This is a genomic window from Streptomyces sp. NPDC020681, from assembly GCF_044334895.1.
In the GTDB taxonomy this organism is placed as follows: domain Bacteria; phylum Actinomycetota; class Actinomycetes; order Streptomycetales; family Streptomycetaceae; genus Streptomyces.
Window position 1 is genome coordinate 508150 of the sequence record NZ_JBIRTX010000006.1, and the last position, 25039, is coordinate 533188.

Annotated in this window: 18 protein-coding genes; 8 read left to right on the forward strand and 10 right to left on the reverse strand. The window is 70.9% G+C overall.

Annotated elements, in window-relative coordinates:
- Positions 1-57 precede the first annotated feature (57 nt).
- Complete coding sequence (locus tag ACH4YL_RS18230; RefSeq protein WP_398508343.1) at positions 58-4848, forward strand: hypothetical protein; 4791 nt, start codon at positions 58-60, stop codon at positions 4846-4848.
- Between the two features lie 61 nt (positions 4849-4909).
- Here ACH4YL_RS18230 and ACH4YL_RS18235 read toward each other — a convergent pair whose 3' ends face one another.
- Positions 4910-5320 (reverse strand): hypothetical protein, encoded by a 411-nt coding sequence (locus ACH4YL_RS18235; RefSeq protein ID WP_398508344.1) that lies wholly within the window; start codon positions 5318-5320, stop codon positions 4910-4912.
- A 453-nt stretch (positions 5321-5773) separates the two neighbouring features.
- Here ACH4YL_RS18235 and ACH4YL_RS18240 point away from each other — a divergent pair, with 453 nt between their 5' ends.
- From ACH4YL_RS18240 to ACH4YL_RS18255, 4 genes are read left to right on the forward strand one after another with little or no spacing between them, the layout of a single operon-like run.
- On the forward strand, positions 5774-8587 hold the full coding sequence (locus ACH4YL_RS18240) for a nitrate- and nitrite sensing domain-containing protein (protein WP_398508345.1): 2814 nt from the start codon (positions 5774-5776) through the stop codon (positions 8585-8587).
- Entirely contained in the window at positions 8584-9033 is a 450-nt protein-coding gene (locus ACH4YL_RS18245) for a roadblock/LC7 domain-containing protein (protein WP_398508346.1), read from the forward strand. Before ACH4YL_RS18240 ends, ACH4YL_RS18245 begins: the two co-directional genes overlap by 4 nt.
- 8 nt (positions 9034-9041) lie before the next feature.
- Positions 9042-9446 carry a DUF742 domain-containing protein gene (locus tag ACH4YL_RS18250; protein WP_398508347.1) on the forward strand — a complete coding sequence of 135 codons (405 nt, stop codon included), beginning with the start codon at positions 9042-9044 and terminating at the stop codon, positions 9444-9446.
- Complete coding sequence (locus tag ACH4YL_RS18255) at positions 9427-10032, forward strand: GTP-binding protein (RefSeq protein WP_398508348.1); 606 nt, start codon at positions 9427-9429, stop codon at positions 10030-10032. Before ACH4YL_RS18250 ends, ACH4YL_RS18255 begins: the two co-directional genes overlap by 20 nt.
- A gap of 118 nt (positions 10033-10150) precedes the next feature.
- Here the strand turns inward: ACH4YL_RS18255 and glpK are convergent, their stop codons facing one another.
- The 6 genes from glpK to ACH4YL_RS18285 form a co-directional block, all read right to left on the reverse strand.
- The gene (gene glpK / locus ACH4YL_RS18260; RefSeq protein ID WP_398508349.1) at positions 10151-11665 is read right to left on the reverse strand and encodes a glycerol kinase GlpK; all 1515 of its coding nucleotides are present in this window, start codon (positions 11663-11665) and stop codon (positions 10151-10153) included.
- A 30-nt stretch (positions 11666-11695) separates the two neighbouring features.
- Complete coding sequence (locus ACH4YL_RS18265) at positions 11696-12457, reverse strand: MIP/aquaporin family protein (RefSeq protein WP_398508350.1); 762 nt, start codon at positions 12455-12457, stop codon at positions 11696-11698.
- Between the two features lie 656 nt (positions 12458-13113).
- Positions 13114-14304 carry a lipid-transfer protein gene (locus ACH4YL_RS18270; RefSeq protein WP_398508351.1) on the reverse strand — a complete coding sequence of 397 codons (1191 nt, stop codon included), beginning with the start codon at positions 14302-14304 and terminating at the stop codon, positions 13114-13116.
- On the reverse strand, positions 14301-14732 hold the full coding sequence (locus tag ACH4YL_RS18275; RefSeq protein WP_398508386.1) for a Zn-ribbon domain-containing OB-fold protein: 432 nt from the start codon (positions 14730-14732) through the stop codon (positions 14301-14303). Before ACH4YL_RS18275 ends, ACH4YL_RS18270 begins: the two co-directional genes overlap by 4 nt.
- A gap of 66 nt (positions 14733-14798) precedes the next feature.
- The gene (locus ACH4YL_RS18280) at positions 14799-15146 is read right to left on the reverse strand and encodes an Mpo1-like protein (RefSeq protein ID WP_398508352.1); all 348 of its coding nucleotides are present in this window, start codon (positions 15144-15146) and stop codon (positions 14799-14801) included.
- 68 nt (positions 15147-15214) lie between these two features.
- Complete coding sequence (locus ACH4YL_RS18285; RefSeq protein WP_398508353.1) at positions 15215-16024, reverse strand: M15 family metallopeptidase; 810 nt, start codon at positions 16022-16024, stop codon at positions 15215-15217.
- 38 nt (positions 16025-16062) lie between these two features.
- Between ACH4YL_RS18285 and ACH4YL_RS18290 the strand changes: the two genes are divergently transcribed.
- A complete protein-coding gene (locus ACH4YL_RS18290) occupies positions 16063-16590 on the forward strand; it encodes an NUDIX domain-containing protein (protein ID WP_398508354.1) in 528 nt (175 codons plus the stop codon).
- An 82-nt stretch (positions 16591-16672) separates the two neighbouring features.
- Here the strand turns inward: ACH4YL_RS18290 and ACH4YL_RS18295 are convergent, their stop codons facing one another.
- Positions 16673-19033: a glycoside hydrolase family 31 protein gene (locus ACH4YL_RS18295; RefSeq protein ID WP_398508355.1), complete on the reverse strand. Its 2361-nt coding sequence runs from the start codon at positions 19031-19033 to the stop codon at positions 16673-16675.
- A 219-nt stretch (positions 19034-19252) separates the two neighbouring features.
- Between ACH4YL_RS18295 and ACH4YL_RS18300 the strand changes: the two genes are divergently transcribed.
- The gene (locus ACH4YL_RS18300; protein WP_398508356.1) at positions 19253-21223 is read left to right on the forward strand and encodes an acetoacetate--CoA ligase; all 1971 of its coding nucleotides are present in this window, start codon (positions 19253-19255) and stop codon (positions 21221-21223) included.
- Positions 21224-21311: 88 nt separating this feature from the next.
- Positions 21312-22322, forward strand: coding sequence for a hypothetical protein (locus ACH4YL_RS18305; RefSeq protein WP_398508357.1), 1011 nt, complete (start codon positions 21312-21314; stop codon positions 22320-22322).
- Between the two features lie 70 nt (positions 22323-22392).
- On the opposite strand, the gene ptsP is transcribed toward ACH4YL_RS18305, so the two are convergent.
- Together ptsP and ACH4YL_RS18315 are read right to left on the reverse strand one after the other, a co-directional pair.
- A complete protein-coding gene (ptsP, locus tag ACH4YL_RS18310) occupies positions 22393-24063 on the reverse strand; it encodes a phosphoenolpyruvate--protein phosphotransferase (protein ID WP_398508358.1) in 1671 nt (556 codons plus the stop codon).
- A gap of 76 nt (positions 24064-24139) precedes the next feature.
- The gene (locus ACH4YL_RS18315) at positions 24140-24589 is read right to left on the reverse strand and encodes a PTS glucose transporter subunit IIA (RefSeq protein WP_398508359.1); all 450 of its coding nucleotides are present in this window, start codon (positions 24587-24589) and stop codon (positions 24140-24142) included.
- Positions 24590-25039 lie beyond the last annotated feature (450 nt).

The following is a 25039-nucleotide window of genomic DNA, read 5'->3' on the forward strand; positions in this document are numbered from 1 at the left end:
GACTGCCTGACGCACTTGACTGCCTGACTGCCTGACGAAGACTGAGAGTCCGCCGCCATGTACGAGCTGTCCCGGGTCCGCCTCTACTCCATTGGGCCGGCCGGTGCGCGCTACGCCGACACCGTGCTGGACCTGCGCGGAGTCGGCGAGCCCGTGCCGCATCCCGCCCCCACTCAGGCGGAGTTCTTCGAGGAGGAGCCGGTCGGCCCGCCGCGCCGCCCCGCACCCGCGGGTGTGCTCTTCCTGGAGAACGGCGGCGGCAAGTCCGTACTGCTCAAGCTGATCTTCTCCGTCATGCTGCCGGGCCACCGCAACACACTCGGCGGCGCGAGCTCCGGTGTGCTGCGCAAGTTCCTGCTCGCCGACGACTGCGGGCATGTCGCTCTGGAGTGGCAGCACACGCTCACCGGCGAGCTGATCGTGGTCGGCAAGGTGAGTGAGTGGCGGGGGCGTCAGGTCTCCAACGACCCTCGGAAGTTCGCGGAGGCGTGGTACTCCTTCCGGCCCGGTCCGGGGCTCAGCCTGGACTCGCTTCCGGTCGCCGAGTCCACCGCCGTACGCCCGCCGGTCGACGGCGCGTCCGGCGCGAAGGGCCGCCGCCGCACCATGAAGGGCTTCCGCGACGCGATCACCGAGGCCGGCAAGGCGTATCCGCATCTCGACGTCGTCTGGGAGGAGATCCACGACCGCTGGAACGAACACCTCGGTGACGTGGGCCTCGACCCCGAACTCTTCCGCTACCAGCGGGAGATGAACGCCGACGAGGGCGAGGCCGCCGGGCTCTTCGCGGTGAAGAAGGACTCCGACTTCACGGATCTGCTGCTGCGCGCGGTCACCGACACCCGCGACACCGACGGACTCGCCGATCTCGTCAGCAGCTTCGGAAACAAGCTCGGCCGCCGCGCCGAGCTCACCGCGGAACGCGACTTCACGGCCGGGTCGGTCGACCTCCTCGGCCGGATCGTGGAGGCGGCCGGGGCCCGTACGCGCGCCCGGGAGATCCACGCGGGCGCGGAGCGCCGCACGCGAACGCTCGCCCGTCGGCTCGCCGCGCGAGCCGACGAGGAACGGGGCCGTACCGCCGAACTGGCCCAGCAGGTCACCTCCGCCGCGCACACGGTCACCGAGGCCGAGCAGGCGCGCAGCCGCAGCTCACTGATCGCGGCGGAACTGGCGTACCGGCACGCGTCGTTGGCGCTGACGGTCGCGGAGAAGGGCGCCGCCGCGCAGCGCCGTGAGCTCACCGACGCGCGGACGCTCCACTCCGCCTGGCAGGCGGCGGAGGCCGTACTGCGCCACCGCGCCGCCGCCGACCGCTCGGCGCGCGTCGCCGTGGCGATCCGCGAGGCGGAGCGCGACGCCGCCCCGGCGCTCGCGGCCCGCGCCACGGCCGCCGCCGACCTGGTGCGCGCGCTGCACTCCGCGGCGGAGGACGGCGAGCGGCTCGCCAATGAGGAGGAGGAGCGTTCCGCCGGCCTCCAGGAGGCTGGGGAGGCGGCCCACCGTGACGCGACGGCCGCCGCCACTCAGGCCCAGCGTGCCCGCAGCGAGATCGGCCATCTGCGGCAGCGGCTGACCGAGGTCGAACAGGAGACGGCCGAGGCGGTACGGGCCGGCTGGCTCGACGACACGGCACCCGATGCCGACCCGGCGCGCGCGGCGCTGGCGGCGAGCGACGCGGAGAAGACGGCGGTCGCGGCATGGGACACGGCGCGCGAGTCGGCCCGCACCACGACGGACAAGGCACGGGACGCGGCCGCGGCGGAGGCCCGCGCGGAACTGGCCGCGGCACGCGCGTCGGACGCGGCGACGGCCGCCGAGCACGCGTATGAGGCGGAACACCGCGCGGCCGCCTCCATCGCGGAGGACGCCCGCCTGGCGGAACTTCTGAGCCTCCCGCCCACACTTCCTGCCCCCGCCCCGGTCCCGCAGCAACGCGATGGCTCCATCCCGACCGGACCCCGTGCCGAGGACCTGCGAGAAGCGGCTGACGCAGCGGCCGGCCCCGGCTCGGCCGCTGCCGGCTCAGACGGCGGTCTCCGAGGCGACGGGGACCCGCGGCACAGCCATGGCCACGTCGCCACGCCCCTCCGCGCCGCCGGACAAGGCCCGCTCGCTCCCGAGGAGCTGGACCGGTACGCCGAGGAGTTGCGCGAGCTGCTCGACGACTACGTCGCCTCCGCCGAGCGGCAGTTGTTCGATCTGCGGACCGCCGCCGCCGACGACGCCCGCATCCTCGGCGCGCTCGGCGACGGCGGGCTGCTGCCGCCCGGGCCCGATGTCCTCGCGACCGTCGAGTACCTCGGGGAGCACGGCATTCCCGCGCTGCCCGGCTGGCGCTACCTCGCTCAGGCCGTGGACCCTGCCGACCACGCCGCCGTGCTGGCCGCACGGCCCGAGCTCGTCGACGGCGTCGTCATCACCGACCCCGCCTCGCATGTCCGGGCACGCGAAGTCCTGGCAGGCGCGGCCCTGTTGCCGCGGTCCACCGTCGCTGTCGGCACCGCCGCCGCGCTTCTCGCGCCGGTGCCAGGCCCGGGCGCCGGGGACGCCCACGACACCGACGTCTTCCTGGTGCCGCCGAACCCGGCCATGCACGACGAGCACGCCGCGGACGAGGAACGCCAGACGCTGCGCGCCCGCGCCACCGCGCGGGACGAGGAGATTCGGGCGCTCGCGGCCCGGCTCGCCGCGGACCGTTCGATCGCCGCGCGGCTCGGCTCGTGGCGCGCGGACTGCCCGCCCGGCATGCTCGCCGAGCTCGCGCAGAGCGCGCAGGCGGCCCGCGAGGCCGCCGAACAGGCCCGGGCGGAGCTCGCCGAGGCCCGTTCCGTACGCGCCGAGGCGGACGAGGCCGCGGCCGACGCCGCCCGGGTCCGTGACGAGCGCCAGGACGCGGCACAGCGGGCGCGCCGCGCCGCCGACGCACTCGCGGGCCTGGCCTTCCGGCTGCGGGAGCGGGCCGGCTGGCAGGTGAAGCTGCGCGAACTGGCCGACGAGGCCGCCGAGTCGGAGGCCCGCGCCGCCACCTGCCTGGAGCGTGCGAAGGCCGCCGACGAGGACCGCAGGGCCGCCCAGCGCGCAGGTGACGACGCCCGTCGCACCGCCCGTGCGCTGCGCGCCGAGCGGGCCGAGATCGCCGGCGCGCCGGAGACCCTGCCCGAGGCGGACCCGGATGCTCCGCGCGCCGCGCTGCCAGCTCTCCGCGAGGCGTACCGCGCGGCGTCCCAGCTCTACGAGAAGGTCGGCGTCGGTGCGGACCTCCGCGCCGAGCAGGCGAGGGCCGAGAGTGACGAGAGCGCCGCCGTCGCCGAGCTCGACCGGCTCACCAACAAGGTCCGCACCCGCGCCGGTCAGCTCCTGGAGGGCACGGACGGCGCCGACGGGCCGTCCCGCCAGGCGGCCGCGGCACGCGCCGAGTCGCTGGTGCAGATGCTGGAGTCGCGCGCCTCGGAGGCCAGCGAGAAGCTGGGCCGGCTGCGCGGCGAGGCGGAGCGCCTGGCCCCCGCGGACGGCGAGGCACACACCGAACTGCCTGACGAGATGGTCCCCGCCGACGCTGAACAGGCCCAGGCCCTGCTGCGTACGGCCACGGCCGAACTGGCGTCCCGCACGGACGCGTTGGACCGGGCGCGCGCCGCGCATGCCGCACTGCTCCAGGCACACCGCGCCGCCGAGGACGCGGCGAGCGGCTTCGAGGAGACCGCGGCGTTGCTGCGCGACCTGCTGCGGGACCACCACGACGAGGAGGCGACGGACGCCCCCGAGCCGTACCCGGGCAGCCTCGCGGAGGCCCGGCAGTCCGCCGCCGAGGCCCGCCGCTCGCTGCGCGGCTGCGCCGGCGACCTGTCCGCCGCGGAGGCGGCCGTACGGGAAGCGAGCGACGTTCTCGTACGGCACGCCAACTCCACGCGGTACGAGCAGGTGCGGACACCCGCGCGCCAGCAGATCCGGGAGCTGCCGGCCGCGGCGCTGCCCGAGCATGCGGCGAAGTGGGGGGAGGCTTTCGCGCCGCGGCTGCGCGTACTGACCGACGAGCTGGAGCAGTTGGAGCGCAACCGGGACACCATCGTGGACCGGCTGCGCGGTCTGGTGGACTCCGCGCTGACGACGCTCCGTTCGGCGCAGCGGCTCTCCCGGCTGCCGGAAGGGCTCGGCGAATGGTCCGGACAGGAGTTCCTGCGGATCCGCTTCGAGGAGCCCGACCAGTCGACGCTGGCCGAGCGGCTCGGCGAGGTGATCGACGAGGCGACCCGCGCGGCCGTGCGGAAGAACTCCTCCGCGGCGTACGGAGAGGGCCGCCGGGACGGCATGTCCCTGCTGCTGCGCGGCGTTCAGGCGGCGTTGCAGCCGAAGGGTGTCGCCGTGGAGATCCTCAAGCCGGACGCCGTGCTGCGCGCCGAGCGCGTACCGGTCGGGCAGATGGGCGACGTCTTCTCCGGCGGTCAGCTGCTGACCGCGGCCATCGCGCTGTACTGCACGATGGCGGCGCTGCGCAGCAATGACCGCGGCCGCGACCGGCACCGGCACGCCGGCACGCTCTTCCTCGACAATCCGATCGGCCGCGCCAACGCGACGTATCTGCTGGAACTCCAGCGGGCGGTGTCCGACGCGCTGGGCGTACAACTGCTGTATACGACAGGGCTGTTCGACACCACGGCACTGGCGGAATTCCCGCTGGTCATCAGGTTGCGCAATGACGCGGATCTGCGCGCGGGCCTGAAGTACATCAGCGTGGAGGAGCATCTGCGGCCCGGTCTGCCTCAGCCGGACCCGTCGGGCGAGACGGTGCACGGCGAGATCACCGCGACCCGCATGTTCAAGCGGACACAGCCGTTGGCGAACTAGTTTTTTTCGTCTGGATCAGGCCGGTCAGGCCGGATCAGCGAGCGGGACCCGGGCGGATCCTTCACCCACGCGCCTCCGACAGCCGGCCGCCCGGCTCCTGTCGCCGTATGCGCGCGCTCTGGCGGGCGGCGGTCCTGGCCGCGCCCCGCGCCCGGCGGCGCTCGCGCCGGAGCTGCCGGGCGGTGCTGCTCGGCACCGACACCACGCCATTGCGCTGGTTCCACACCTGCCGCGTCACCCAGACGTCCAGCACCGCCCAGGTCGCCACCACCGTGCTGCCGACGCTGCTGAGCACCATCGGAAACGCCAGCCAGGACCCGGCGATCGTGCAGAGGAAGGCGATCATCGCCTGAATCATCGTCAGCGAAACTATGATCACCGCGCGAACCGCTGCCGTACGGACCGGATCCGCCATGCGCCGCTTCGCCGTCGGCTCCTCGACCCAGAGCTTCGGACGCTCCTCCGTCTCCATGGACCTGTCACTCCCCACGTACCCCACGAATGTCCAACTTCTGGGTTGCTGCCCGGATTCTGCTGCCTTATTCCCGCCCCGGTCGAATGCGGAAGCAATCCACATGCGATGTATGCACGGTGCAGATGAACCAAACCCCCGCAGCACCCGTACAGAAGGACGATCAACCACCGCGGAAGATTCCCGCACTGCGCGGCCGTAGCGAAGAATTCCAGCCATCTACGCCGGTCCGAAAGATGACGTGCTGCCAGGTGCACTCCGGCGGCGCCGGGAATGTCATCTCCCGGAATACCAGGACAACATGTGATCAACGCGTCTGTGACAGGCCGAAAATCGTCCGGACGCGCCTTCGAGTTGTCTGTGTGACAGTAGTAGGCTCGCGCCGCTTGTTGACGGCCGTTTGTTGACGGATGAAACCACCCCCCACCGGGCGGGGTTGAGCAGGGGGAGGCCATGCGCTTTCGCGGGAAGTCCATCCGCCGGAAGATCGTGGCGTTGTTGCTGGTGCCGCTTGTCTCCCTGACCGCACTCTGGGGCTTCGCCACCGTACTGACCGGTCGGGAGGCCGATCAACTGCTGGATGTCAGCTCGGTGGTCGAGCAGATCGGCTATCCGGTGGCGGACACGCTGGAGTTCGTCCAGAAGGAACGCCGGCAGACGCTCGTCTTCCTCGCGGACCGCCGGGCCTCGGACGCGCTGCCCACGCTGCGCACGAGCCGGCAGGCCACGGACACGGCAGTCGCCAAGATCAAGGCCAATATGGCGAAGTCGGGTGTCCGCGACGACATGCAGACCGACGCGTCCAACAAGCTCTCCTCGCTCGTCGAGGCCATCGACGGCCTCGGCGCGCTGCGCCGCTCCGTGGAGTCGGGCACCGTCTCCCGCAGTCAGGCACTGGAGTTCTACAACCGGATCATCGACCCCGGTTTCGGCTTCCTGACCAGCCTGCACGCCCTCAACGACGTGGACATGGAGCGCCAGGGCCGCGCACTCGTCGGCCTCGTCCGCGCCCAGGAGATGCTCTCCCGCGAGGACGCGCTCATCGCCTCCTCGCTCACCACCGGCAGGATCACGGCCGAGGAACTCCGCCAGCTGTCCGACTTCGTGGCGAACCGCAAGCTCTACTACGAGATGAATCTCGAGGTCCTGCCTTCCAAGGAACGCGAGATCTACGAGCAGTACTGGCGCAGCCCCGAGACGTCGGCCCTGCGTGCCGCCGAGGAACGTCTCATAGCCGCCGGTCCGGTCACCACGACAGGCGCGTCCGAGCTCAAGCGCTGGCGGGAAGCCGCCACTCCGGTGCTCGACGACCTCGCCCGCGAGGCCGAGGACGCGGGCACCCGCTATCAGGACCGCGTCGACCCCGCCGCGTACAGCGTCTTCGTCAAGGCCGGCATCGCGGGCGTACTGGGCTTCCTCGCCCTCCTCGTCTCGGTGATCGTGTCCGTCCGGATCGGCCGCGACCTCGTCCGTGACCTCTCGCGGCTGCGCAAGGAGGCCCACGAGGTCTCCGGCGTACGACTGCCCAGCGTGATGCGCCGCCTCGCCGCCGGCGAGCAGGTCGATGTCGAGACCGAAGCACCGCGCCTGGAGTACGACAAGGACGAGATCGGGCAGGCGGGCCAGGCGCTCAACACCCTTCAGCGGGCCGCCGTCGAGGCCGCCGTCCGGCAGGCCGACATGCGGCGTGGAGTCTCCGAGGTCTTCGTCAACCTCGCCCGCCGCAACCAGGTTCTGCTGCACCGCCAGCTCACGCTCCTCGACACCATGGAGCGCCGCACCGAGGACACCGAGGAACTGGCCGACCTGTTCCGGCTGGACCACCTCACCACTCGTATGCGGCGGCACGCCGAAGGCCTGGTGATCCTCTCCGGAGCGGCGCCGTCCCGCCAGTGGCGCAAGCCGATCCAGCTGATGGACGTCGTACGGGCCGCGGTCGCCGAGGTCGAGGACTACGAGCGCATCGAGGTGCGCCGGCTGCCGCGCATCGGCGTCGGCGGGCCCGCGGTCGCCGACCTCACACACCTCATCGCCGAACTCCTGGAGAACGCGACGGTGTTCTCGCCGCCGCACACCGGAGTCCAGGTGCACGGCGAGCGCGTGGCCAACGGCTTCACGCTCGAAATCCACGACCGTGGGCTCGGTATGGCCCCGGAAGTACTGCTCGACTCCAATCTCCGCCTCGCGGAGACACCGGAGTTCGAGCTCTCCGACACCGACCGCCTCGGTCTGTTCGTCGTCAGCCGCCTAGCGCAGCGCCAGAACGTCCGGGTCTCGCTGCAGCCCTCTCCGTACGGAGGCACGACCGCGGTCGTGTTCATCCCGGCGGCTCTGCTCACCGAGGCCCCGGAGACCCAGGGCACCGGCTTCCGCCTCGACCGCAAGAGCGAGAGCGCGGCGGGCCGGCGCGGCAGCGACGGCAAGGTGACGACGCTCTCCAAGATTCCGAGCCCGCTCAACGGTTCAGCGTTGCTCGACGGACCGGTCGAACTGGAGGCGCCGGTCGGTGCGTTGGGCTTCGACGACCGGCCTTCGCCGGACCGGCCCTCGTCCCCGCTCGGCGTGTCCGACCCGATCGCCGACATCGAGGACACCGAGAGCGAGCGCGGCGGCATCTTCCGCGCCAGGCCCCGCAACCGCCGTCGCCCGTCACCGGAGGAGCAGCACCAGCAGGCGTCGGACGCGACGCCGGAACGGATCGAAGGACCCGTGCCACTGCCGCGCCGCAAACCACCGACGCTGGTCACCGACCACGGCCGCCGGGTTGACGAGCGCGGCCGTACGCACCCCGCTCCGGCACCCGGGCCCGCCCGCGAGGCCGAGCCCTCCCAGGCACCGGAGCCCGCCCCGGAGCCGCGTCCGGCGTCCCCGGGTCCCTGGCCCGTGCCGTCACCCGCCGCGCCGGAGCAGGCGCCCGCACGCCAGCTCCCGTCACGCCGGGCTCGCGCTCAGGTCCCGGCGCCACGGTCCGGTGAACCCGAGCCCCCGGCCGAGAAGGCCCCGCTCGACGGACTGCCTCGCCGCGTCCGCCAGGCCAGCCTCGCGCCCCAGCTCAGGGAGAGCGCGGCGGCCCCCGGGGCGGGCTCCGGAGCGGACGTGCGGCAGGATGTCGAACGCGACGCGGAACAAGTACGCAGCCGGATGGCTTCCATGCAGAGGGGCTGGCAGCGCGGCCGCCTCCAGAACGCCGAAGAGACCGAGGACGCCGGCCAGACCACCGGACTCGGCGAGACACCAGGAACCACATCGGAGGGGGACGGTCGATGACCGCACCACACGCCGCAGCAAACGCCATCGGCCGTCCGGCCGCCCAGGGAGCGGGCGAACTCAACTGGCTTCTCGACGAATTGGTGGACCGTGTCGCCAGCATCCGCAAAGCCCTGGTGCTCTCCGGCGACGGCCTGGCCACCGGCACGTCCCGCGAACTGACCCGGGAGGACAGCGAGCATCTCGCCGCGGTCGCCTCCGGATTCCACAGCCTCGCCAAGGGTGTCGGCCGCCATTTCGACGCCGGCAACGTCCGGCAGACCGTGGTGGAGCTCGACGAGGCCTTCCTGTTCGTGACCGCCGCCGGCGACGGCAGCTGTCTGGCCGTGCTCGCCGACGCGGAGTCGGACGTCGGTCAGGTGGCGTACGAGATGACTCTCATGGTCAAGCGGGTCGGAGTTCACCTCGCCACCGCGCCACGGACCGGTCAACCCGCCGGAGGGTGAGGGCCGGCATGAGTGAATCGGCTCAGTACACCCAGCACCCGCACCACTTCTTCGATGCGGAAGCGGGCCCGGTGGTCCGCCCGTACGCGATGACCCGCGGCCGTACCAGCAGTACGACCCGTCACCGGCTCGACCTGATCGCCCTGGTCGTGCCGGAGCCCTCCGCCGACGATCACGACCGCGACCAGTCGCTCTCACCGGAGCATGTCGAGATCGTCGACCGCTGCGGCGCCACCCCCCAGTCGATCGCCGAACTCGCCGCCGGCCTGGACCTCCCCGTCGGGGTCGTCCGGGTGCTGGTCGGCGATCTCGTCGAGGACGCACTCGTGCATGTAACCCGTCCCGTTCCGCCGGCCGAACTGCCGGACGTGAGCATTCTCCGCGAGGTGATCAATGGTCTTCGGGCGCTCTAGCCGCCGAACGCCACCCGTCGAGCCAGTGACGCTCAAAATCCTGGTGGCGGGCGGATTCGGCGTCGGCAAGACGACGTTGGTGGGTGCGGTCAGCGAGATCAAGCCGCTGCGCACGGAGGAGACGCTCAGCGAGGCGGGCCGTCCGGTCGACGACACCTCGGGCGTCGAGCAGAAGACGACCACCACCGTCGCGATGGACTTCGGGCGCATCACGCTCCGCGAGGACCTGGTGCTCTACCTCTTCGGCACGCCCGGGCAGGACCGCTTCTGGTTCCTCTGGGACGAGCTGGCGCAGGGCGCGCTGGGCGCGGTGGTCCTCGCCGACACCCGCCGCCTGGAGGACTCCTTCGCGGCCATCGACTACTTCGAGCGCCGCGGCATCCCGTTCACCGTGGGCGTCAACTGCTTCGAGGGAGCGGGCCGTTTCCCGGGCGAGGCTGTACGGGCCGCGCTCGACCTCGACCCCGAGGTGCCGCTGATGATGTGCGACGCGCGGGACCGCGAGTCGGTCAAGCAGGTGCTGGTGGCGGTGGTGGAGCACGCGCTGACCCGCGCCGACCGGCAGCGCGAGCACGCAACGACGTAGGTCCTGCCCGGCGCTCAGGCGGCGGACAGGACCGACCTGAACCGCCGACCAACCGCAGACACGGCCCGTACCCCCACCGACTGGGGTACGGGCCGTGCGCTTCTGCGCGATGGACGCCTCAGCCCTGGGAGTTGTCGTCCTCCCAGCCGAAGCTCCGCTCCACCGCCTTGCGCCAGTTGCCGTACTCGCGCTCGCGGATCTGCGCCTCCATCCGCGGCGACCACTCCACATCACGCTGCCAGTGCGCCTTGAGCTCGTCGAGGCCCGACCAGACACCGGTGGCGAGCCCGGCCGCGTAGGCGGCACCCAGACAGGTCGTCTCGGACACCTTCGGCCGGATCACCGGCACGCCCAGCACATCCGCCTGATGCTGCATCAGCAGGTTGTTGGCGGTCATGCCGCCGTCCACCTTGAGCGTGGTGATCGGCACGCCGGAGTCCTGGTACATCGCGTCGACCACTTCACGCGTCTGCCAGCTCGTCGCCTCCAGCACAGCCCGCGCCAGATGCGCCTTGGTGACATACCGGGTCAGCCCGGTGATGACACCGCGTGCGTCGGATCGCCAGTACGGAGCGAAGAGCCCGGAGAACGCAGGCACGATGTACGCGCCGCCGTTGTCTTCCACGCTTGCCGCGAGCGTCTCGATCTCGTCGGCGCTGCGGATGATGCCGAGTTGGTCCCGGAACCACTGCACCAGCGCTCCGGTGATCGCGATCGAGCCCTCCAGGCAGTACACCGGCGCCTCGTCGCCGATCTTGTACCCCATGGTGGTGATCAGCCCGCTCTTCGACGGCACGGGCCGGTTGCCGGTGTTGAGCAGCAGGAAGCTGCCGGTGCCGTAGGTGTTCTTTGCCGTGCCCGTGTCGTAGCAAGCCTGGCCGAAGATGGCGGCCTGCTGGTCGCCGAGCGCGGAGGCCACCGGCACCCCGGCGAGCTGGCCGACGGCCGTTCCGTACACCTCCGCCGACGACTTGATCTCCGGCAGCACGGCGCGCGGCACATTCATCGCGTCCAGGATCTCCGGGTCCCATTCGAGGGTCTGGAGATTCATCAGCATGGTCCGCGACGCGTTGGTCACGTCCGTGACATGGACCCCGCCCTCGGTGCCGCCGGTGAGGTTCCAGATCAGCCAGGAGTCGATGGTGCCGAAGGCGATCTCGCCGCGCTCGGCCCGGCCCCGCAGGCCGGGCACATTGTCCAGCAGCCAGGCGGCCTTGGGCCCGGAGAAGTAGCTGGCGAGCGGCAGCCCGGTGGCGTCCCGGAACCGGTCCTGTCCGTGCGTGCCGCCGAGTTCGTTGCAGAGCGCGGCCGTACGGGTGTCCTGCCACACGATCGCGTTGTGCACCGGCTTGCCGGTCGCCCGGTCCCACAACACCGTCGTCTCGCGCTGGTTGGTGATGCCCAGCGCGCTCAGCTGCTCGGCCCGCAGACCCGCCTTGGCGAGAGCTCCGGCCACCACCGCCTGCACCTTGGACCAGATCTCGGTGGCGTCGTGTTCCACCCATCCCGGCTTCGGAAAGATCTGCCGGTGCTCCCGCTGGTCGACGGCGACGATCGCGCCGTCCTGGTTGAAGACGATGCAGCGGCTTGACGTGGTGCCCTGGTCGATCGCGGCGACGAACTTGTCCGTCATGGCGTCCCCTTGTCGATGAGGCCGGAAGGCCTAGAAGGCTGCGTTGAAGATCAGGCCGGCCAGCAGCCCGCCGATCACCGGACCGGCCACCGGTACCCAGGCGTAACCCCAGTCTGACGTGCCTTTGTTGGGAATGGGCAGCAGTGCGTGAGTAAGGCGCGGTCCCAGGTCGCGAGCCGGGTTGATGGCATAGCCGGTGGGCCCGCCGAGCGACAGGCCGATGCCCACGACCAGCAGCGACACCAGCAGGATGGAGATACCGGAGCCATAGATTCCGGCGTCCTGGCCGGGAATCTGTCCGATTCCGATGCCGTCGTTCCGGCCGAAGGCCAATATCGGCAGCACCAGGCCGATCGTCGCGATGATCTCGGTCATCATGTTGGCGACCGGGCTGCGGATCTCCGGTGCGGTGGAGAAGATCCCGAGCGTGGGCAGCGCCTTGTCCTTGTCCGCGTTGGCCTGGAACTGCGCGAAGTACGTGAGATAGGCCAGTACGGCGCCGAGAATCGCGCCGACCATCTGCGCCAGGATGTAGAGCGGCACCTTGCTCCACTCCCCGGTGTCCACCGCGACGCCGAGCGTGACCGCGGGATTGAGGTGTCCGCCCGACAGCGGAGCGGACGTGTACGCACCGGCCAGCACGCCGAAACCCCAGCCGAACGCGATCACGACCCAGCCCGCGGCCCTGGCCTTGGAATGGTGCAGTGTGACGGCGGCGCAGACGCCGGCGCCGAACAGGATGAGTATCGCTGTGCCGATGACCTCACCGACGAAAATGTCCCCATTGCTCATGGCGGCTCCAATGCCCTCGCCCGGGGACCCGGCCCCGGTGCTCCGTGCAGGGTGCGTGCTCCATGGCGTGTCACGGCCATGGCTACGGACCCGGAGGCAGGGGATACCCCTTTGGAGGTGTCTTTCGGATCTTGCCGGGCTCGCGTTCCCTGGCACGCACATCTGCCGCGTTGTCGTCAGTCGCCGACGCTCCGCGTCGACTCCTTCCTCCGCCTTGCAGCTGCACGCACCAGACCCCGCTCACTGACCCGGCCTGATCCAAAAGACACCCCCAGCCCCGCCCGGCGTCCGTGACGAGCGTGGTGAGCGTGCCGAAGTGCGGCGATGCCGACGAAGAGGCAGTTTTCACCGACCGTGTTGGGGCGTCAAGGTCATTGACAGCAAGTGCAGTTCACGGCCGGTGCCTTGACACGCTCCCGGGAAACGTAAGGCGGCCCAGGGCCTGTCTCTTGGATCAGGCCGGATCCAAAAGACAGGCCCCTAGGTCGTGTCCGCAAAGTCTCGCCTGGTCTGCGACGCCCTGCACGCACGCTCGCTGCGTTGCCGATGCGCCCAAGTAGCTCCGCCACGAGGGCGCACCGGCGCCTTGCGATCGCACGCACCGGACGCCGCATGCCCCGCCCTCCGGGCGGACGGCGATACTTAGCGGACACTCCCTAGCGGACGGCGACGACCGCCGAGCCGTGGCCGAACAGCCCCTGGTTCGCGGTGATCCCGGTGCGGGCTCCCGGCACCTGCCGCTCGCCCGCCGTGCCGCGCAGCTGCCAGGTCAGCTCGCACACCTGGGCGATGGCCTGGGCGGGCACCGCCTCGCCGAAGGAGGCAAGTCCGCCGCTGGTGTTCACGGGGATGCGCCCGCCGAGCGAGGTGGCCCCTTCGCGCACCAGCTTGGCGCCCTCACCGGCCCCGCACAGCCCGATGTCCTCGTACCACTCCAGCTCCAGCGCGGTGGAGAGGTCGTACACCTCCGCGAGCGAGAGATCCTCCGGGCCGATGCCGGCCTCTTCGTACGCGGCCCGGGCGATGGACGCCCGGAACGAATCCGGTGACGGCTCCACCGTTGCCGCCGAGTCGGTCGCGATGTCCGGCAGATCGAGCACGCTCTTCGGATAGGTCGGCGTGACGGTCGACACGGCGCGGATTCGGACCGGATCGGCTGCCCCGTGCCGGCGCGCGAACTCCATGCTGGACAGCACCAGCGCCGCCGCGCCGTCGGACGTCGCGCAGATGTCCAGCAGCCGCAACGGATCGGCGACCACCGCGGAGGCGGCGACGTCCTCGGCCGAGACGGGCTTGCGGTAGCGGGCGTTGGGGTTCAGCGCCCCGGCCGCCGCGTTCTTCACCTTGACCAGCGCGAAGTCCTCGGGCGTGTCCCCGTGAAGCGCCATCCGGCGGCGGGCGTAGAGCCCGAAGTAGGCGGGGTTGGTCGCGCCGAGCACCCGGAACCGCAGCCAGTCCGGATCGTCCGGCCGGTCGCCGCCCGCCGGTGCGAAGAAGCCCTTCGGCGCCGCGTCCGCGCCGACCACCAGAACCACATCGGCCATGCCCGCCAGGATCTGCGAACGGGCCGTGTTGATGGCCTGCGCACCCGAGGCGCACGCGGCGTAAACGCTGGTGACCCGCGCGCCCTGCCAGCCCAGCGCCTGCGCGAACGTCGCTCCGGCCACATATCCGGGATAGCCGCCGCGCACGGTGTCCGCGCCGACCACCGACCGCACCTGCCGCCAGTCGACACCGGCGTCGGCGAGCGCGGCCCGCGCCGCCGCCGTCCCGTACCGCACAAAACTGTGGCCCCACTTGCCCCACGGATGCATTCCGGCCCCGAGGACCGCGACATCGCCGGTCATGACGTCACCGCCACGGGCCGCCAGTGCCAGGTCGTCCAGACCGTCCCGGCCGCCTCGTTGAGCACGCCGGGCACCACCTCGACCTCCATGCCGACCGCGAGATCCGCCACGGACACACCCGGCACGGCCTGCCCGAGCACCACCATGCGCTCGGCCTCGAGCTCCACCGCGAGCAGCGTGTACGGCTGCCAGGCGGCGTCCGGGTCGGAGACATATGGTGCGGGCGGCCGGTAGCGGCCGTCGGTGTACGACCACACCCTGCCCCGCTTGGAGAGCGGCACCTCCGCCAACTCACCGCCCGAGCAGGCCGGATTGCGGCAGAAGGAGTCCTCGCGCGGGAAGAAGACCGACGAGCAGGCCGTACAGCGCGTCCCCAGCAGCCGGAAGTCCTCCTCACCGCTGTCCTGTGTGAACCATCCGGCCACCACGGGCGTGCGCGTCAAGGTCCCTCCCCGGCACTGGAATCTGACGGAACGTCAGAAGTGTGCCACGGGTCAGCCGTTCTCCGCGAGCCACTTGGCGGCGATCTCCGCCAGCTCCGCGTCCCGGCCGGACAGCATCATCCGGATCATCTGCACATCGCCGCGCAGTGACCAGGCCGGATGCCCGAAGGTGGCCGGGTTGTTCTTCTCGATGAAGAAGTGCGCGGGCCAGGCAGTCCCGTAGCCGATCAGCGGCAGCGCGGCCGCATACCGCCTCCGCCCGCGCGCCAGTCCGTACGCGCTGACGGCGACACCGGTCAGCGTGCCTGCGAGATGCACCCAGCGCGTGGCCGCCTTGGAGTGCATCGCGACGTAGTAGGGCCAGAACTCCTCGTACGAATCAAACGTCTGCTGTGCCATGACCGCACCGTAATCCTTCGGCGGAGAACCGGATACGGCCCGAGGGCCACCGGTTCTCCCGCCGCGGTTCAGTGGTTGGCGAGCGAACGCCAGGCGACCGGGAAGTCGAAGAAGGTGTCCGGGAACAGCTCCGGCTTGTAGGTGAAGTGCCACCACTCCTCCGGCAGATTCACAAAACCGAGCGCGCTCAGCGTGCCCGTCAGCAACTGGCGGTTGGCGCGCTGCTTGCCCTGAATCCTGGGATCGTCGGTGTGCGACAGCGTGTCGAAGCAGTCGTATCCCGTCCCCATGTCCACTGAATTGTCCGGGAAACGCTCGGACTTGGGTGCGAAGCAGGGGGCGAGCGGCTCACCGGGCACATACGGCCTGGTCGGCAGCGCCGGCAGCTTCACGATCGTCAGATCGACCGTGCTGCCACGGCTGTGACCGGACTTCTCCGCGATGTAACCGTCCAGGAAGAGCCGTGATTTCTCGACGAGAGGATAGAACTCGGCTTTCATGGCCTCGTCTTCGAGATCCTTCGCCCAGCGCACGAAATGGTCGACGGCCCGCTGCGGGCGGTAACAGTCGTACACCTTCAGCGAATAGCCCTGGCGAAGCAGCTTCCGCTGCGCCTGGCGCAGCGCATGGGCCGCGGGCCGGGTCAGGATGCACAGCCGCTGGCGATAGCCGTCGACCGGCTCGCCCACGAAGTTGTGCTCGGTCGTGTAGCGCATCTCCTCGATGATCGTCGGGTCGACGGTGCGCAGCGCCACGAACTCCTTGGGAGCTTTGGGCTCCTGCTCGGCGTGTACGGCCGGGGCGGGGGCCGCTGTGACGGCCAGCAGGGCGGCGGAGATGGCGACCAGTGCGCGGAGTGCGGAACCAAGTCGGGTCATGAGCACACCGTCTATCAGGTCCGGGCCCGCCGGGAAAGATGATCGGATACAGTCCGCGCGTGCCCATGGACTCTCACTGCGGCAACTGCGGAGCGCCGTACGGCTCCGCCGCCACCGGCTGGCCGCGCACCTGCCCGGCGTGCGGCCGGATCGCGTACCGCAATCCGCTGCCCGTCGCCGTCGCGCTGCAGCCCGCACACGACGCCGACGGCACCGGACTCGTCGTCATCACCCGCACGATCGAGCCGAAGCGCGGCGGGATCGCGCTGCCCGGCGGCTATATCGACCACGGCGAGGACTGGCAGCAGGCGGTCGTCCGCGAACTCAAGGAGGAGACCGGCATCGAGGCGGACCGGGACGACGTCCGCCTCGCGGACGCACTCAGCGCGCCGGACGGCCATCTGCTCATCTTCGGCCTGCTGCCGCAGCGCCCGGCAGCGGACCTGCCGCCGTCGGCCCCGACGGACGAGACCTCCGGCTGGCACCTGCTGCGCGCCCCGGCGGAACTGACGTTCCCGCTGCACACGATCGCGGTCCGCAACTGGTTCGCTCAGACCTACGGCTGAACACCGGCACGTTCGGGCCAGGCCGCCCGGGCGGAGGCACCGGAGGAGCCGGCGCCCGAGAGACGTGGGACGAAGCCCCGCATCAAGCTGTCGCGCCCAACCCCCGCACCCGCACCCGCCACCTCGGCGGTCCCGACCCGTCGCCCTTGATCTGCTTCACCAGGACCTGACCGTTCACCAGCTTGGTCGTGTACCGCTCCACCTCCGGCTGCTCCCAGCCGTCACCCACATCCGGGACCACCAGACCGCCGCCCCGGCGACCCGCGGCCGGAGCCCACACCTCCAGCTCCATGGCGCCGTCCTCGCCGCGCACCGGTATCACCGAACCGCCGCGCGCCAGTACCGGGATACGCGACAGCGGCGCATCCACCAGCACCTGGCCCGGACCGTCGTACGCCTGACCCGTGGCCGTGTCGTACCACCGGCCCCTCGGCAGCCGCACCGCCCGCCGGTCCGCGCCGCGCTCCAGCACGGGAGCGACCAGCAGCGCGTCACCGAGCAGAAACGCGTCCTCGCAGTCCCGCAGCACCCGGTCCTCCGGACAGTCCCACCACAGCGGCCGCACGTACGGCGCTCCGGTCAGCCGCGCCAGATGGGCGAGCGTGACGAAGTACGGCTGCAGCCGCACGCGCTCGTCCAGCGCGGACTTCGCATGCGCGAGGACCACAGGACCGAACTCCCACGGCTCTCGGCGGCCCGCGTCGATCGCCGCATGCGTACGGAACAACGGCAGCTGCGCGCCGAGCTGGAACCAGCGCAGATACAGCTCGGGCGACGGGCTGCCGTCGAAGCCGCCCACGTCCGGACCCGAGTACGGCACGCCGCACAGCCCGAGACCCAGCACCAGCGCGAGCGAGGCGCGCAGCCCCGGCCAGCCCGTCGCGACATCGCCGGACCAGGTGCCCCCGTACCTCTGCATGCCCGCCCAGCCCGAGCGCGAGAAGAGAAACGGCCGCTCGTCCGGGCGCAGCCGCCGCAGCCCCTCGTACCCGGCGCGTGCCATCGCGAGGCCGTACACGTTGTGTGCCTCCCGGTGGTCGCCGCCGCGCCCCTCCAGCGCGTGCCGGGCGGAGCGCGGCAGGGTCATGTCGCCGAACGGCGCGAACGACACCGGCTCGTTCATGTCGTGCCACACACCGGAGAAGCCCTGCGCAAGACGCTCCTCGTACAGCTCGCCCCACCAGTCACGCACCCGCGGATCGGTGAAGTCCGGATACACGCAGTCGCCCGGCCAGACCACGCCGCGCACCTCACGGCCCCGGCCGTCCAGGACAAAAGCGCCTGCCGCGGCACCGCTGTCGTACACCGCGTTCCCGCGCTCCGCCTTCACCGCGGGATCGACGATGGAGACCAGCCGTACGCCGTCGTCGCGCAGGTCCTTCGCCATCCCGGGCAGATCGGGAAAGCGCTCCTGGTCGACGGTGAAGACCTGATGCGCGTCGTAGTGGTCGATGTCGAGATGGACCGCGGACAGCGGCAGGTCGCGGTCCCGGTAGCCCGCGACGATCCGCCGCACCTCACGCTCGCTGCCGAAGCCCCACCGGGCGTGCTGCGGACCCAGCGCCCAGGCCGGCGGCACAGCGGGCCGGCCCGCCAGCTGCGTCCAGCCGCTCAGCACACGCGCCGGCGAGCCCACGAGAACCCAGCAGCGCAGCGGCCCGCCGTCCATCCGGACCTCGCTGGTCCCTGGCCGGTCGTGTCCGGAGCCCGCGCCCTCCTCGCCCTCGCGCACCGTCACCCGGCCCTCCCACGAGTTGTCGAGGAAGGCGAGATGCGTGCCGCCGTCGGACACCACCAGCTGCACCGGCATCGTGATGTACAGAGGGTCGTCGCCGGGGACGAAGGACCCCTTGGGATCGGTGTTCCACAGCCGGTACGTGCCGTCCCGCAGCCGAGGGCCCGCGGCCCGGCCGCCGAGTCCGAAGAAACGCGCGTCCGCGGGCACTTCGGTCCGCTGCACCCACCGCGCCGGACCGCCCTGCACCGGCTCCCACCAGCGCGGCGGCAGATCACGGCGCAGTACGACACCGCCGGGCGTACGGATGTCGATCGCGCCGTTCCGCGAGACCGCTACCGTCACGCGCTGCGACACCACACGAAAGCCGCCCTCCTTGTCGGGCTCCAGCTCCGCCCGCGGATCCGGCTCCGGCGGAGCGTCCGCCAGTCCGTACGACGGCTCCGGTCCCGCGCCGTCCCAGCCCCAGAAGACCGCGCCGCCTGTTGTGACACAGATACGCAGCTCAGAACGGGCGAATCGGAGGATGCCGCCGCCGGACAACGGCTCGGCGCCGGTCACCTGACCGGGCACCCGGGCGCGCTCCGCGCCTCTCGCCGGCAGCCCTCGTGCGTCGGTCCGCCGCTGCCGCCAGGCCGAGCGTGCCGCGCGCAGTCCCTGCAACGTTCTGAAGTTCCGCACCGAGCGCACCAGATCACGACCGTCCATGCAGCTCAGCCTGCCATCCGGCCGGGGAGCTGTGGGGTTTGTTCAACTCCCGTTCACCCATGGTGAGACCACATATTCCCTCGCCCGACCATGTGTGGAGAGCCCTGGTGCGAAAGACGATCACATGGCATCGTCCGTGGAAGCCCGCGTCACGCGCACACCCCGCACGTGCGCGTCACACACGCAGACACCGCGTAGAGCCACTCCGGGAGCCGCCCCATGACCGCAGCAGCGAACCCTGCCCCTCTCTGGCAGCCGGACTCCGGCCGTATCGCCGCCGCGCGGATCACCCACTTCCAGACCTGGGCCGCCGAACACCACGGAGCCCCCGCCGAGGGCGGCTACGCGGCGCTGCACCGCTGGTCCGTCGCCGAGCTCGAGACCTTCTGGCGGGCGGTCGCGGACTGGTTCGACGTCCGGTTCTCCACTCCGTACGAGCGGGTACTCGCCGATCCGGCCATGCCCGGCGCCCGCTGGTTCCCGGGCGCCACGCTCAACTACGCGGAGCACGCGCTGCGTGCCGCCGAGGACCGGCCGCACGATCCTGCTCTCCTCCATCTGGATGAAACTCACGAGCCGACCGTGATCACCTGGTCCGAGCTCCGCCGTCAGGTCGGCGCGCTGGCCGCGGAACTCCGCGCCCTCGGCGTACGCCCCGGAGACCGCGTCAGCGGCTATCTGCCCAACATCCCGCAGGCCGTCACCGCACTCCTCGCCACCGCGGCCGTCGGCGCCGTCTGGACCTCCTGCGCACCGGACTTCGGCGCCCGCAGCGTCCTCGACCGCTTCCAGCAGGTCGAGCCCGTCGTCCTGTTCACCGTCGACGGATACCGCTACGGCGGCAAGGAGCACGACCGCACCGACACCGTCGCCGAACTCCGCAGCGAACTTCCCACACTCCGCGCGGTGATCCACATCCCGCTCCTCGGCACCGAGGCCCCCGAAGGCGCACTCGACTGGTCCGCGGTCACCGCCGCGGACACCGAGCCCGCCTTCGAACAGGTCCCCTTCGACCACCCGCTCTGGGTGCTGTACTCCTCCGGCACCACGGGCCTGCCCAAGGCCATCGTGCAGTCGCAGGGCGGCATCCTGCTCGAGCACCTCAAGCAGCTCGGCCTGCACTGCGACCTCGGTCCCGAAGACCGGTTCTTCTGGTACACGTCCACCGGCTGGATGATGTGGAACTTCCTCGTCTCCGGCCTCCTCACCGGCACGACGGTCGTCCTGTACGACGGCAGCCCCGGCTATCCCGACACCGGCGCCCAGTGGCGCATCGCCGAACTCACCGAGGCCACCCTCTTCGGCACCTCGGCGGCGTACGTCATGGCCTGCCGCAAGGCCGATGTCCAGCCGAGCCGCGACCACGACCTCTCCCGCATCAAGTGCGTGGCCACCACCGGCTCGCCACTGCCGCCCGACGGATTCCGCTGGCTCCACGACGAGGTGGCCGAGGACCTGTGGATCGCCTCCGTCAGCGGCGGCACGGACGTGTGCAGCTGCTTCGCGGGCGCGGTGCCGACCCTGCCCGTACACATCGGCGAACTGCAGGCCGCCTGCCTCGGCACCGACCTCCAGTCCTGGGACCCGCACGGCAAACCCCTCATCGGCGAGGTCGGCGAACTGGTCGTCACCAACCCCATGCCGTCCATGCCGATCCGGTTCTGGAACGATCCCGACGGCAGCCGCTACCGCGACAGCTACTTCGAGATGTTCCCCGGCGTCTGGCGGCACGGCGACTGGATCACCATCACCGACCGCGGCTCCGTCGTCATCCACGGCCGCTCCGACTCCACACTGAACCGCCAGGGCGTACGGATGGGCTCGGCCGACATCTACGAAGCGGTCGAACGCCTCCCAGAGATCCGTGAATCGCTGGTCATCGGCCTCGAGGAACCGGACGGCGGCTACTGGATGCCGCTCTTCGTCCACCTCGCCGAAGGCGCGACACTCGACGACGGCCTGCGCGACCGCATCAAGCGGACGATCCGCGAACAGCTCTCACCGCGCCATGTCCCGGACGACATCATCGAGGTCCCGGCGGTGCCGCACACGCTCACCGGCAAGCGCATCGAAGTCCCGGTGAAGCGACTGCTGCAGGGCACGGCACTGGCGAAGGCGGTCAACCCCGGTTCCGTCGACAACATCGAACTGCTGCGTTTCTACGAGGAGCTCGCCCGCACCCGGAAGTAGGGCCTGTCGTCCGGATCTTGTCGCCCGCGATTGTCAGTGCCTCCCGTTACGGTGAGTCACTGACAGTCAACAGCGTTCAGGGGGAGAAATGGCGACCAACAAGCGGGCCGGCCAGACGAAGCGGACCAAGGGCAGGAAAGTGACCAAGGCGGCCCGGGCGGCGGCCAAACCGCCCAAGCAGAACAGCAGGACCGGGCCGCGGCGGCCCGGCACCCGCGCCCGGAACGGCACCACCATGCGACGCACCCTGCGCCGCGAGGTCCCCAGCACCGTGGGAGTCCTCGCCGACGAACACGACTTCGGCGCGATGCGCCGATACCGCACCTTCGCCTTCGACAACCACGCGAACTACCTCCGGCAGATCGAAGCCCTGCTCAAGACGCTCGCCTCACATCAACTGCACACCACCGTCGCCCTCTTCGACCCGGAGGACTTCAAGGAGTACTGCACCGAGGAAGGCATCGAGCCCGACGCCGCCGCCAGCCGCAGCCGGTACACCGCGGAGATCGCCGCCCGCGGCGCCAGCGTCCCGTACACCGGCCAGCCGCTGGCGGGCCTGCTGCCACACCTCATCGACAAGGCCGTACGCCAGGCCACTTGGGAGTACGCGACGCTGCTCCTGGCCGGCCTCGGCGACTGCGCCGACTGCGGCCAGGACATCGGCCGCGCCGCCTTCGACCGGGCTTCCCGCATCCTGATGCGCCTGCTCGAACAGGCCGGACCGGGCAACCACCATCTGGTGTGCAGCGTGCCCGCCGCCGAGGAACAACTCCTCGCCGTCCTGCACGCCGAGGGCGCCGCAGGAAGCGCGGCGCAGCTCGACGCCTCCGAAGGCGCCGAGTTCGTCACCGTCCTCGCGACCGCCATCGCCCTCGAAAGCCCCGGGGGAGTGGTGCTCCGCACCAGCACGCCCGACGCGCCCGACCGCCTCCACGGCTGGCGGCTCCACCAGGGCCGCCTCCTGCCGCTCACCGCGGGCGAGGTCTTCAGCGCCTACTGCACGGACGCCACCACCGGCGAACCACTCTCACCAGAGCCCGGTGTGGACTACTGCGCCGGCTTCGACATCGCCACCGACGATCCGCACGACCACCACTGAACGGCGAAGGGGCTTCCCGCCGTCCCCGGCAGGAAGCCCCTCACCACAGCAATCGCGTCGGCGACCTCGGCTACTCGCCGGACAGCACCGCCCGCGCCGCCACCCGCGCCTCCTCGGCGGTGTCCGCGGCACGCGCCGCCGCGGCCGCACGCTCGCACTGAGCCAGCGTGTACTTCGCCAGCGTCGCCCGCACATACGGAATCGACGCCGCACCCATCGACAGGGACGTCACACCAAGACCGGTGAGCACACAGGCAAGCAGCGGATCGGAGGCAGCCTCACCACACACACCACAGCTCTTGCCCTCGGCCTTCGCGGACTCGGCGGACAGCGCGACCAGGTCGAGCAGTGCGGGCTGCCAGGGATCCTGCAGCCGGGCCACCGCACCGACCTGCCGGTCGGCGGCGAAGGTGTACTGAGCCAGGTCATTGGTGCCGAGCGAAAGGAACTCGACCTCCTGCAGGATCGAACGCGCCCGCAGCGCGGCGGACGGAATCTCCACCATCGCGCCGAACTTCGCCTGCAGCCCGGCCTCACGGCACGCATCCGCGAACGCCTTGGCGTCCGTACGGTCCGCCACCATCGGCGCCATGACCTCGAGGTACACCGGCAGACCCTCGGCGGCCTTGGACAGCGCGGTCAGCTGGGTCCGCAGCACATCCGGGTGATCCAGCAGACTCCGCAGCCCCCGCACACCCAGCGCCGGGTTCGGCTCGTCGGCCGGCGTCAGAAAGTCGAGCGGCTTGTCCGCGCCCGCGTCCAGCACCCGCACGACCACCCGGCCCTCCGGGAAGGCCTCCAGCACCGCGCGGTACGCAGCGACCTGCTTCTCCTCCGACGGCGCCTGCTTGCTGTCGTCCAGGAAGAGGAACTCCGTACGGAACAGACCCACGCCCTCGGCACCGGCCTCGACCGCGGCCGGGACATCGGCGGGCCCGCCGACATTGGCCAGCAGCGGCACCTTGTGCCCGTCCGAGGTGGCACCCGGCCCGGTCGACGCGGCCAGCGCGGCCTTCCGCTCGGCAGCGGCCCGCTCCATCTGCGCCCGCTTCTCCTCGCTCGGCTCGACGAAGATCTCGCCAGTGCTGCCGTCGACGGCGATGACCGTGCCCTCGGCCAGCTCACCAGCACCCGGCAGCGCCACCACGGCCGGCACACCGAGCGCCCGCGCCAGGATCGCGCTGTGACTGGTCGGCCCGCCCTCCTCGGTGACAAACCCCAGCACCAGCGTCGGGTCCAGCAGCGCGGTGTCCGCGGGAGCCAGATCCCGCGCGATCAGTACATACGGCTCGTCGCTGTCCGGCACACCCGGCATCGGCACACCCAGCAGCCGCGCCACGATCCGGTTCCGTACGTCGTCCAGGTCGGCCACCCGCCCGGCCATGTACTCACCGGCGCCCGCGAGCATCTCCCGGTACATGGCGAAGGCGTCGTACACGCCACGCTCCGCAGTACTGCCGACGGCGATACGCCGGTCGACATCCGCCATGAGCTCCGGGTCCTGCGCCATCATCGCCTGCGCCTCGAGCACGGCCTGCGCCTCGCCACCGGCCAGATTGCCCCGGGCGATCAGATCTGCGGCCACGGCTTCCACGGCCTTGCGGGCGCGCCCCTGTTCGCGCCCCGCGTCCTCGGCCGGGATCTGCTTCGCCGGCGGTTCCAGCACCGCCGTGCCCATGTGCCGCACTTCGCCGATCGCCACACCGTGGCTCACGCCGACGCCTCGCAGCGTTGTCTCCATTTCACCGTCTCCGATAGAGCGACGGTCCGTGCCGCCGCGATGGATGTCCCACTTCGCCGTCACCGCGGCGCCGGCGTCACTGCCAGGTGAACAGGGTGTCCCCGGCCTTCACATCGCCGTCCTCGCGGAGCTCGCCGAGGGAGTCGGCCGTGGCCTCGAGGGCGACGATCGGGCAAATCGGCGACTTGCCAGCGGCCTCAACGGCCGACGGGTCCCAGCGCACCACAGTCTGTCCGCGCTGGACAGTGTCGCCCTTGTTGACGAGGAGCTCGAAGCCCTCGCCATTGAGCTGAACGGTGTCGATGCCGAGGTGCGTCAGCACACCGTGTCCCTGGGCGTCGACGACCACGAAGGCGTGGGGGTGAAGGGAGACAACAACGCCGTCGACGGGAGCGACGGCCTCCGAGGGCTCACGTACGGGATCAATGGCGGTACCGGGACCGACCATCGCACCGGAGAACACCGGGTCGGGCACCGCCGCGAGTCCGATGGCACGTCCGGCAAGAGGGGACGTCACTGTGGTCATGGAGCCTCCCAGGGGCGGAGATTCGTCACTGCGCCGTCACTGCCTGTCCCGGACGGCGCACTGTTCAGAAGGGTAAGTCACGAGAAGTCCTAGTTCCGCACGATACCTACCAGTTGGCGGACCTAGGGGTGCACCGGAAACGATTTGCCTCGACTCCCGGCGCCAGGTACTGTCGTACCCCTGCCTGACCCCAACGCGACATTGAGTCGGGGGTCGGCGGCACCTATCAAGCCGAGATCCTAACTGGTCTACACCTCTGCATGTCCGCGGGGTGGCGGTCAGGAGGACCGAAAAAGCCTGATAAGGTTTGAAAACACCGAAGGGAAGCGCCCGGAGGACCCCGTGAAAAGGGTCTGAAGGAAGCGTCCGTTCCTTGAGAACTCAACAGCGTGCCAAAAGTCAACGCCAGATATGTTGATACCCCGTCCATCTTCGGATGGTCGTGGTTCC